At 44.9% G+C, this 9,464-nt stretch carries 11 protein-coding genes; 2 read left to right on the top strand and 9 right to left on the bottom strand.

Annotated features, from left to right (window positions below):
* Positions 1 to 283: 283 nt before the first annotated feature.
* The 5 genes from AC1DUA_RS10790 to AC1DUA_RS10770 all read right to left on the bottom strand — a co-directional run bounded on the left by AC1DUA_RS10790 (position 284) and on the right by AC1DUA_RS10770 (position 5,187).
* Positions 284 to 1,414: an L-dopachrome tautomerase-related protein gene (locus tag AC1DUA_RS10790; RefSeq protein WP_477499743.1), complete on the bottom strand. Its 1,131-nt coding sequence runs from the start codon at positions 1,412 to 1,414 to the stop codon at positions 284 to 286.
* Between the two features lie 98 nt (positions 1,415 to 1,512).
* Positions 1,513 to 2,166 (bottom strand): YheC/YheD family protein, encoded by a 654-nt coding sequence (locus AC1DUA_RS10785; RefSeq protein ID WP_477499742.1) that lies wholly within the window; start codon positions 2,164 to 2,166, stop codon positions 1,513 to 1,515.
* Positions 2,167 to 2,539: 373 nt separating this feature from the next.
* Positions 2,540 to 3,406, bottom strand: coding sequence for a VOC family protein (locus AC1DUA_RS10780; RefSeq protein ID WP_477499741.1), 867 nt, complete (start codon positions 3,404 to 3,406; stop codon positions 2,540 to 2,542).
* 49 nt (positions 3,407 to 3,455) lie between these two features.
* Positions 3,456 to 4,121, bottom strand: coding sequence for a zinc dependent phospholipase C family protein (locus AC1DUA_RS10775; RefSeq protein WP_477499740.1), 666 nt, complete (start codon positions 4,119 to 4,121; stop codon positions 3,456 to 3,458).
* 244 nt (positions 4,122 to 4,365) lie between these two features.
* The gene (locus AC1DUA_RS10770; RefSeq protein WP_477499739.1) at positions 4,366 to 5,187 is read right to left on the bottom strand and encodes an MBL fold metallo-hydrolase; all 822 of its coding nucleotides are present in this window, start codon (positions 5,185 to 5,187) and stop codon (positions 4,366 to 4,368) included.
* A gap of 197 nt (positions 5,188 to 5,384) precedes the next feature.
* On the opposite strand from AC1DUA_RS10770, the gene AC1DUA_RS10765 reads away from it, so the two are divergent.
* The gene (locus tag AC1DUA_RS10765; RefSeq protein WP_477499738.1) at positions 5,385 to 5,864 is read left to right on the top strand and encodes a C40 family peptidase; all 480 of its coding nucleotides are present in this window, start codon (positions 5,385 to 5,387) and stop codon (positions 5,862 to 5,864) included.
* 92 nt (positions 5,865 to 5,956) lie between these two features.
* Here AC1DUA_RS10765 and AC1DUA_RS10760 read toward each other — a convergent pair whose 3' ends face one another.
* Entirely contained in the window at positions 5,957 to 6,307 is a 351-nt protein-coding gene (locus AC1DUA_RS10760; RefSeq protein ID WP_477499737.1) for a hypothetical protein, read from the bottom strand.
* A gap of 210 nt (positions 6,308 to 6,517) precedes the next feature.
* Between AC1DUA_RS10760 and AC1DUA_RS10755 the strand changes: the two genes are divergently transcribed.
* Positions 6,518 to 6,862, top strand: coding sequence for a DUF1904 family protein (locus tag AC1DUA_RS10755; protein WP_477499736.1), 345 nt, complete (start codon positions 6,518 to 6,520; stop codon positions 6,860 to 6,862).
* 89 nt (positions 6,863 to 6,951) lie between these two features.
* Here the strand turns inward: AC1DUA_RS10755 and AC1DUA_RS10750 are convergent, their stop codons facing one another.
* The 3 genes from AC1DUA_RS10750 to AC1DUA_RS10740 are packed head-to-tail and all read right to left on the bottom strand — an operon-like array spanning position 6,952 to position 9,208.
* A complete protein-coding gene (locus AC1DUA_RS10750) occupies positions 6,952 to 7,707 on the bottom strand; it encodes a glycerophosphodiester phosphodiesterase (protein WP_477499735.1) in 756 nt (251 codons plus the stop codon).
* Entirely contained in the window at positions 7,704 to 8,750 is a 1,047-nt protein-coding gene (locus AC1DUA_RS10745; RefSeq protein ID WP_477499734.1) for a CehA/McbA family metallohydrolase, read from the bottom strand. Before AC1DUA_RS10745 ends, AC1DUA_RS10750 begins: the two co-directional genes overlap by 4 nt.
* Positions 8,747 to 9,208: a hypothetical protein gene (locus AC1DUA_RS10740; protein ID WP_477499733.1), complete on the bottom strand. Its 462-nt coding sequence runs from the start codon at positions 9,206 to 9,208 to the stop codon at positions 8,747 to 8,749. Before AC1DUA_RS10740 ends, AC1DUA_RS10745 begins: the two co-directional genes overlap by 4 nt.
* Positions 9,209 to 9,464: the final 256 nt, after the last annotated feature.

Below are 9,464 nucleotides of genomic sequence, written 5' to 3'. Positions count from 1 at the left end.
ACAATGATCCATTTTTTCTTCCGATTCAAGTTCATTGTTGATTTCCCCTCTCCCATGTACCAAGACCACGATTGTCTTCGTCATATACATCTCACAAGTAGGAGTCTAAGGGGCTAGCCTGAAACCATACTGAGCAAGGGCTGAAAGAAAGTTGAAAGCTAACTTAACGTTTGCTGAAAATGGAAAATAATGCTTTGAACAAACCGACTTAAAACAAATAAAACTGTCCTTTAGGCAGCTCAGCTACCTAATTGACAGTTCTATTTGCAAGCTATTTATAAATCTACCCATATAAATAGGATTTCACATCTTTGCCAACGTAAGCTTTCCAGATAATCAAATTGTACGGATTGTTCCAATCGATTTCATAGCCCCCGAACATTTCGTGAAGCCGGTTGTTGTTAAAAATGATGGAACCCTTCTGATCAAAAGAAACTCCATCTACCCACAGCATCCGGTCGTCCGAAACGAATTTGTTGAAGCTGCGGTCCCTTGCATCGAAAAATCCAATCCCTTTTCCCTCTAACATCGTGTAAAACAAATTGCCCCGATTATCCGCATGCATCCCGTCTGTCGTTGTCCCTTTGCTCCCTAGGACCTGCACAGAGCTATTTATTTGTTCTAGCGGTATCTGCTCGTTTCGCAATAATCCCGTATGAATAGCGTACAAATTGCGGCCAGTTACCTGGCAATAATATAGCGTAGAACGATCCGCTGACAAAGCGATGCCGTCGGCACCGATCCGCAGGGGCTCATTCTTAAACACAGGCTTATAGTCGATCTGAAAATGAAAGTCAGGGAAATCCTGCGTACTGAACTGCCGGTCGAGCACACGTCGGAATGATTTGGTTTTCATATTATACACAATAATGCCGCCGCGAAGCGGATGATCGGGATAACCGCATCCAGAGTCTGTTATATACACGAAACCATTTTTATTATCAACAACGAGGTCATTGAGGAAGGAAGTCCGATAAGGCGCGATCTCATCCGGAATGACGATGGAGTCGATCAACGAATTCCTGTTCAAATCCCAAATTACAAGCTTCTGAGATCCTTCCGGTGAAGATTCGTAGGCTATTTTCCCTTGGTCGAGCAGCCACATGCGATTATATTCATCAATTTCATAGCCGAGGACAGACTGCAGGGCATTCACGTCACCAACTTTATTCCAGTCCCAACTCGGAAAGGCGTCAAGCAGCGGCTTCCCTTCCTTAACCACGATGCGATTCATCGTAGCAGGTATCCCTTGAGACATACGTGGAACAGAAACATAATATTGCCCCTGATGATCGACTTTCACGCCAGCGGGCAACGCTTTTTTCCAACTTTGGTTCGTTTCGAATTCTTCCTGCATCACAGCGTGGGGGAAGTGCCAATCCAAACGGCTCCAGTGGCATATTATTTTATACATGAATGTGAGCCTCCTGTGACCTTGTAAGTAGTCATACACCTACCATATAGGTATGCGCTCAGGAATAAGAAGTGTGGGCTGCAGGCATCATGCCAATATTAGTGAGGTTTTGTATTCACTTCAAAAATCCAGACAGTTCCCCTCTTATCGATACCAAAATCGTACCCTAACATGCCAATCCCAGGATATTTGGCCTCTAGCAGCATGGTGCATGTCCGGGAAACGCCGACCATGGTGTCGATTTTGGATTTGACTAACGATGCAGGGAAAGTACGACGCACGGCATGTCTGCCTTTCAGCTGCGTACCGCCTTGGCACAAGTTCGTGACGAACAGTCCTGGACGCGCTAATCGACCAACAACCGCCCGAATTTCCCAGGTGCGTCCAACTTTTGCTAGCTTGACCCGATAATCCACAGGCCTGCCATCGATAGTAGCTAAATGTATGCCCTGTTGAATCATCAACGGACGATTCTGTCGTATCCGGTTAATAGCTTGCAGAAGCTCATGCCAGTTATACATTTTTTTCATACCCGCGTTGTGGAGCATGAAGCCGCTGCCTGCTTTTTGGATTTTCATTACACGGGATCCACCCGTTCCAACAATCGGTTTGGCCACAACAAATTGAAACTGACGAAGCATTGCTGCAAGGTTCTCTGCGCTGTATCGGCGCATAGCAGGAATATGCTTGGCGACGCCGGAATGCTGCAGCAGAACAGCGAACTTCGACCATTTACTAGCAACTAGACGCATGAAAGACTCCTCCTCTGTACATGCCTTCCTTTATGCTAAAATATGCGTGGTTCGTCCGAAGCGAAAGGGACAATCTGGAACTAATTTCTGTACCATTGCAATACTTGAAGTGGGAGGCAACTTACAGGTTTGTTTATGGGAACTGGAGTACGCTATTTTGGTGAAAACCGAGGAGTTTTCCTTCTAGGCGGAACTACAGGCTTTTATTTTGACCACCATGGTGCGTTTTTCTGAAGAATCAGCAAAATAGCGCCCCCTAGTTCATCTGACTATTGAAAAATGCCTTTTCAAGAGAAATAGAGGCACGTAGTTCCCTGAATATAACAAAAAAGAAGCAGGCTGGGTTCCCTCAGCATCTGCTTCTTATCGCGCTCTATTGTACGTAACCCAATTTCAGTTGAATGCCGGAAGGATCTTTAACCATGAAGACATCACCGATCTCGGTCACAGTTACATTCGCCAGCTTCAAGCGCTGAGCGGCCTCATTACGCGACTGCTGACTAGGAAACACTAGTGTGTAATAATCCAGCCCTGTTCCGTTCGCAGACCGTAATGGCGCCTCTTCACCAGCCCAGACATTCAATCCGATGTGATGATGATATCCGCCAGCTGATATGAATAATGCTTTCATCGCCAAGCGTGCATCTGCTGCCACATCGAAACCAAGGATATCACAGTAGAATTCCTTAGATTTCTGCAAATTTTTAACATGAAAATGAATATGTCCCATCACCGTGCCGACGGGCAAACCGCCCCATACCGTGCCTTCCGCTTCATGCAGCAAACCTTCCCAGTCAATCGGATCTGCCGCCATGATATAATTTCCTTCGGCATCGCGGCGCCATGTGCTTCTAGGCCGATCACAATAAATCTCAATTCCATTATGATCGGGATCGGTGATATACAAAGCTTCGCTAACTAGATGATCCGCTTGGCCGATATGGATGCCGGATTGAATCAAATTCTTTAAACTCATGCCAAGATCTTTGCGTGTCGGCAGCAAAATGGCAAAGTGATAAAGCCCAGCAGCCGATCTGCGTGGTGTGATCTGTGCATCAGGCATTTGTTCCAATAAAACAAAGGGTTCAATACCATCAATCGTCAATTCAGCTGATGTGGACGTTGACTTCCCTAAGTGAAAACCAACAATCTCTTGATAAAAGCGAATGGAACGCTCTAAATCGGAGACAAACAATTTGATGATGCCAAGTTTCATATCCTCAGGTAGAGTCGTAGTCATGGAAAAGCCCCCTTTAAATGCTTACTATTCGTAATTAAGTTTAGTAAAGTTATTTAATTACGTCAAGGTGACGAATTGGTTCCCAAACACGAACTAACCCCTTAAGTTCGTCAACGGTCCGTTCGATAAACTCAGCTACAATTTGGTCCGTTATGTAGCATAATGCAATACGTGGTTCATTGGACGTATCCCTCAAATTCCTTACAACATGCTCGCTATACTGTTTGACTTCGATGTCTTGAAGGAGAGACGGAACGGAATAAGCATTGGCCTGCAGTAAAGAAGTGAGCACGCGATCCGTCCAATTTTCACTTTTACACAAATGATATTCAATCTGACAGACTTCTCTATTATATCTGCCTTTTAATGTTTCATTCTGCCCGAGACACTCTATATTCGCTTTCTCCACATAATCTTTCCATACCGTCTCCGTCCATCTGAGATCGGTATAAATATGCGAAACATAGCCCAACAAGAACTGATTAAAGGAGTGATCATCGCTTCTTCTATACTGACTATAGAAATTAGCGAAATCTGTTAGACTTGGCATGGTCCCATCGTCGTCACATAGATGGGTTCGGCCTTTGTCCTGCCTAGTACTTCCTTCTCTCATATGAATCGCATCCGGCGCAATGCTGCCAAGCAAAAACTCTGGCGAAGGATTCTGATTCCATAATTGCTCCGCGATACTGAAATGCACCATTGGCCACGGCATTGTCTAACACTCCCATTCGTACTATTTCTCTATATCCTATTATATGGACGTTACCAACAACTGGAAAGTTGACAAATAAGCGTGCCGCTATTAAAACGATTCTTAGGCTCCGGGGACTCCGAGGGTTCCAGACATTCAAAACAAACGAGGCTTTTGTCTTCCAAAACAACACCGTCCAGAAAACCTTCCTTGCAATAAATTGGTTTGCCGCAACTTGTGCACGTACCCACATGTTCATGCATGCTTAGCCCTCCCAATATTCACGTCTCATAATACTCACGTTTTCCTTATGGCATTCTCCCGTAAAGGTAGATTGAAAAGCATGCTCTTGATTCAGAGCCTCTAGTGCCGGTTCATCGTTCGCGATGACGGACTGACGAAGCCTGAGTAGGTAATCAGCGGCGAGATCCACACGCCTCTTCATTTCGCTATGATCGGATGTGGCTAAGCCATGCCCAGGGATTAAGAGCTGGATATCATGTTTCTTGAGTATCACGTTGCTTTTATCAAGCGTCTGGCTATACGCCTTCGCGCTATCGTAAATAAAAGGCAATTCAAAATCCGATAAATAGTCCCCCGCTATCAGAATCCCCAAGGGTTCAACTACCGTCATTAATCCATCTGCCGTGTGTCCTGGCGCAAGATAGAATGTCAATGTCGTTTCCCCTAACTGAACCTGCTGACCATCCTCTTGAATCACGATATCTAGCTCTGGAAATAGAATCGGATAGTTCCTGATCACATAATTCTCGTTGTCAAAATTCCTGATAAGCCTCAGCTTATCGTCTTTCTTAGGATGATTTTGGAGGCCAAAACTTCCAATTGTTTTCGCGCCCGGGAACGCCTGATAGCCAATGATATGATCGAAATCTCCATGCGTAAAAAGCAGATAAATCTCCCGCTCCCCCTGGATCGAATGTACATAATTTTGGATGGTTTCTATTTCATTCGGCAACCAATTCGGATCTACAATGATGATCATTTCTTTCGTTTGAATAACGCTCGAAGTGGTTTGAAACAAAGCACTTTGGAATACGGTCACGGCTTCATTCTGAAATTGAATCATAGGTTTTTTCATCCTTCTTTCTACGTTATCCGTATCCAACATTTTATCTCAAATTGAGCTAGGATCACAACAATTACCATGGTTAATAAACCCTTCGTACCCATTAATCCACTAAAGCCCACCATGATTTTCTATGGTACAGTTATCCCATAAAGACTTTATACTACCAAATTTGGAATAAGGATGTGTCATCACATATGAAAAAATTAGTTATATCTACCACGGTAGCGCTTTCCGTACTATTTTCGACGGTTGGGGTGTCAATGCCTACTTCTGCATCGGCACAAGAGATTTATGCCACGAATGGTCATAAATTTGTGAATACAGCTAAATCTTATATCGGCAAAGTAACTTATCGTTTTGGTACAAAAGATCCTGCGCATCTCGTCTTTGATTGCTCCGCATTCACACAATTTGTATTCCAGAAAAATGGCGTTAATATTCCATGGGGCTCCAAAGCTCAAACGAGTTTCGGTTCCCGCGTTCCCAGCAAAAGCCAATTAGCCATCGGCGACCTCGTCATGTTCAGCGTTAGCAAACCTGGTCAAATCGATCATGTAGGGATTTATGTTGGAAATGGTAATTTCATAAGTAATACGAAGAGCTCCGGCGTTGTAATTACATCTTTAAACACTGGTTACTGGAGTACTCGCTACATAACTGCTAGACATTATTAATACCTTATATTAAGGCTTACTTACTAAAAAAAGAGAGTTCAAGGAATATTAATTCCTTTGGACTCTCTCCTTTTTTCAGCTGATCACACCTTTTATAATTTCACAGTTTGCTCCAATATACGCTGTTTGATTTCCTCGGGATGATCAATCTGAAACACAACTTTGCCAAATTCATGTCCTTCCAATTCAAGAACTACCACATCCTTATGATTTTCATAAGAAATGAAGCACCATCTATTCCCAATCAGAAAACGTCCTTCTCGAATGTCCGCAACTGAAGTACCCACCCTGAACTGAAACATGGATAGTGTAAAATCTTCAATCGATACTTTTTTGATGCTTTTGAAAGGGATATCGACTTGACGTTTCAACGCGGCAGCGCTTGTCAATCCTGATAGATGTAGGATTAGGTGATCATTCCTATATTCAACGGTTCTTGGCATAGGATTACCTCCGGGCTTCAATTTATTTTCTATCCAGCATTTACTTTCCTTAACTTATCTGAACATCTATAATACGAATTAGTGTACAAGATCGTTCACACGACCTATCGAGATCTGAGAATGATTTCATCTAAAATAGGTTTTGTTTTTATGTTTAGTTTTCAATAGAATGATTAAATTCGCTAACAACTATGCAAAGAAGGAATCAGCATGCCGTTTCTCCGTTTCAAAGGATTTCAAAAGGACTTCGTTTCTTCGATCTCGACTAGCGTCATTCAGGAGTTTTCCAAGATAACTGGCGTTTTGCAGCAAAAGATCAAAATCGAGCTTCTGCTTATCGAACAGCTTAGCAACTCTCCGCAATCGCTGGAAATTCTCATGTTTCCAAGAGATCAGGAAATGCACGACGCTATTGCGCAAGAGATGAATAACCTGCTAGCCGCGCATGGCTTTGGCGATGTTCATATCTTTTTTATTCTATTGTCCCCTCATCTTTACTACAAAGAGGGACAACCCCTGAAGTCAACTCTGGAAGAACCCATCTCCTTAACATGACGCAAGTCAAGCGGAACAAGTAAAAAACCTCCTATTCCACATCTGTGGATTGGGAGGTTTTCTTTTGTGGTTGGGGAGATTTTCTTTATCTATATCCGCTGTTCTGCTTTTATTTGGACCAAATCTGCTATGTTACGGGTCGTGATCGACTGAACCCCCATCTGAATGAAATGCATCATCTCTTCTACCTCATTGACAGTCCAAATACAAACATCTAACCCATATCCAGCTGCGATTGGCAGGAGCTCAGGTTTAACCACACGGTAGTTTAAATTAAGCCCAAAACAGGCCGATGCCGCGGCATCTTTACAAATTTGATGAGCAACCTCTATGTAAGCAGCATCCGTCATAAATACGGCGGGATCAACATTCAGCAGCTTGCGTAAATTCGGATTTACCCGTTGAACAAAGCCGGCACGGTCTGTTTCGCAGCCTGACAAGAAAGCTTGCTCTAGAAGTTGATTTTTTTCTATCCATGCAGCTACGGGCTCTACACATGCATCTGATTTCAGGTCCAGATTCATCTGGACACCGAACTCTTGCAGGTAGGGAAGTAAAGTGTCCAACGGAAGAATACGTATGGTTTCGTCAGGAGCGCCGTTATGGGCTTTGATGTCTAGTACACACAATTGTTCATAGCTCATCTGAGAGATCCAACACTCCGTGCCGTCTGCCAAATGAACATGATCATCATGTGAAAGCACAAGAATTCCATCAGCTGTAACAAGAACATCCTCTTCTAAAATATCGGCTCCGTAACTCAATCCGGTTTCAATTGATTTAAGCGTATTATCCGGTGTGCCCATGCAGCCAGTGTGGGCTGTCATTCGCGGGAATGTGTTCATCTATGCTTTCCTCCTGAATTCTCTTCATCTGAGCCAGATTCCTCTGTCAAATAGATGGCATTCGTGAATCCGATTAACGTACTGGCGCTGCAAAAAACACCAGACATCTCGGCTCGTATCCACTGTACGCCGGTCAAATCTAGCTCCGTGGTCAATTGGGACTGATCCCGTGTCAATTTTAGCAAGGCAAGCTCCCCCTTGTTGCTAACCAGTTTCATCTCTAACGGATTATCTGGAAGCTCCCAGTGGCCCTCTCTTGCCGTAAAATCGACGCCAACCGTGACTTCCATCGGCACACCCGGCTTTATTGCGACGCTATCGCCGATATCTGCCGACTCTACGCCGCCTTTGCCAACGCGGAGCTGTGGCAGCGGCCCCATTGAAACTGCGACCGCTCCGCGTTTCAACGCATCAAGCGCAGCTACGACAAGACCTGAGCTGGCCACGAGGGACTCGCGAAGACCTAAATAAGTCGCCGAGATCGGCTCCGAAACCGGGTCGGACACATGCCAATCTCTGCCGCTGGTTGCTGCTATCCGATAGCCCTGATTAAGCAGATCCGTCCACAGTCCGAATGCGCGTGCATTATTTCTGCGAATGGACGGAAATAATCCCGACCAGACCTCGATATAATCGATCTCGTTCCAATCCGAGACCTCGAACTCCCAGAAGCAACCCGTACACATGGGACTGCCGACACGAAAGGGATGCGCAAGTCCGACAAGTCCGCCTTGGCGATGGACACCATCTATGCCTCTATGGATGTGAAACGGGCTTAAATTTCGCCAGTCGACGTATTCGGACAATCCGAGAGTGAGCATGTGACCGAAGAAAGTGGTCCATTCCAAACCTGGGATCACCTCGACTCCCGTTGCGGCCACAACTTCTTCGCGATTCGTAAGACCTGTCATCGTATTATGGTCGGTTAGCGCAACTCCTCGCAGCCCTAAAGCTTTAGCTGCTTCCGCTAGCTCTAACAGCGATTGCTTGCCGTCACTGTGGAAAGTGTGACAGTGAAGCTCAAATGGCAGCCATTGCATCATGCGTCTGCACCTCCATCCCATACTTGCAAACGATAGCGGCATTCTTCGGTTACGACACAGTGAACATTAAGCATGATCTTCAATTGCCCCCTTGGGAAGACACCCGGTGTAAACCCGGGAGATGCCTCTGTGGTAGTAACTGTTAGGTGCTGTACAGGATCATGGCGGTGACCTGCGCCACGAAAACCATGTTCATCATCGAAGGAAAGTGTCAGCAAGTTTTGCAGTGGCAGAAATTCACGCCAGTTGTATGAGGCCCGGTGTTCTTCCAATATGTATTGGTTAAGCCCTTCGCGTATCAGCGCCTCAGCTTGTTCCTCATCCTCCAGCTTTTTCGGATCATAAGCGAATTTCACATGAAGCTCATGGCAATCTTTTGGCAGATGAAGTGTATAAGTAATATGGCTTTTGGAACAGCTCGGTGTCACGGTTCCTTCTGCAATCAATAAAGTTTTCATCCTACATCCTCCTTCTAGATAAATAGCACCTAGCCCCCTTTTAGGGACAGGTGCTCATTCCATAGCATTACCCTTAATACGACGCACAAACCTGTGGCATCGCGGAGATCAACGAGATATCAACTGACTATAGGATCTGCACGTGACCAAAGGGATAGCGCTTAACCTATCCCCAAAAAGGTAGACCGCTCTACCTTTTTGAACCTTACATGACGGTAAAACGGTCTAATCTACTGCACTTTGTAGGATATGGATG

The organism is Paenibacillus sp. 01T422 (assembly GCF_056398785.1).
This window is presented reverse-complemented; position numbering and strand designations above follow the sequence as displayed.

What these genes read in the sequence shown, in the direction of transcription:
- AC1DUA_RS10790 (WP_477499743.1), bottom strand. Translation starts at nt 1,414, where the DNA reads ATGTATAAAATAATATGCCACTGGAGCCGTTTGGATTGGCACTTCCCC.
- AC1DUA_RS10785 (WP_477499742.1), bottom strand. Translation starts at nt 2,166, where the DNA reads ATGCGTCTAGTTGCTAGTAAATGGTCGAAGTTCGCTGTTCTGCTGCAG.
- AC1DUA_RS10780 (WP_477499741.1), bottom strand. Translation starts at nt 3,406, where the DNA reads ATGACTACGACTCTACCTGAGGATATGAAACTTGGCATCATCAAATTG.
- AC1DUA_RS10775 (WP_477499740.1), bottom strand. Translation starts at nt 4,121, where the DNA reads ATGCCGTGGCCAATGGTGCATTTCAGTATCGCGGAGCAATTATGGAAT.
- AC1DUA_RS10770 (WP_477499739.1), bottom strand. Translation starts at nt 5,187, where the DNA reads ATGATTCAATTTCAGAATGAAGCCGTGACCGTATTCCAAAGTGCTTTG.
- AC1DUA_RS10765 (WP_477499738.1), top strand. Translation starts at nt 5,385, where the DNA reads ATGAAAAAATTAGTTATATCTACCACGGTAGCGCTTTCCGTACTATTT.
- AC1DUA_RS10760 (WP_477499737.1), bottom strand. Translation starts at nt 6,307, where the DNA reads ATGCCAAGAACCGTTGAATATAGGAATGATCACCTAATCCTACATCTA.
- AC1DUA_RS10755 (WP_477499736.1), top strand. Translation starts at nt 6,518, where the DNA reads ATGCCGTTTCTCCGTTTCAAAGGATTTCAAAAGGACTTCGTTTCTTCG.
- AC1DUA_RS10750 (WP_477499735.1), bottom strand. Translation starts at nt 7,707, where the DNA reads ATGAACACATTCCCGCGAATGACAGCCCACACTGGCTGCATGGGCACA.
- AC1DUA_RS10745 (WP_477499734.1), bottom strand. Translation starts at nt 8,750, where the DNA reads ATGATGCAATGGCTGCCATTTGAGCTTCACTGTCACACTTTCCACAGT.
- AC1DUA_RS10740 (WP_477499733.1), bottom strand. Translation starts at nt 9,208, where the DNA reads ATGAAAACTTTATTGATTGCAGAAGGAACCGTGACACCGAGCTGTTCC.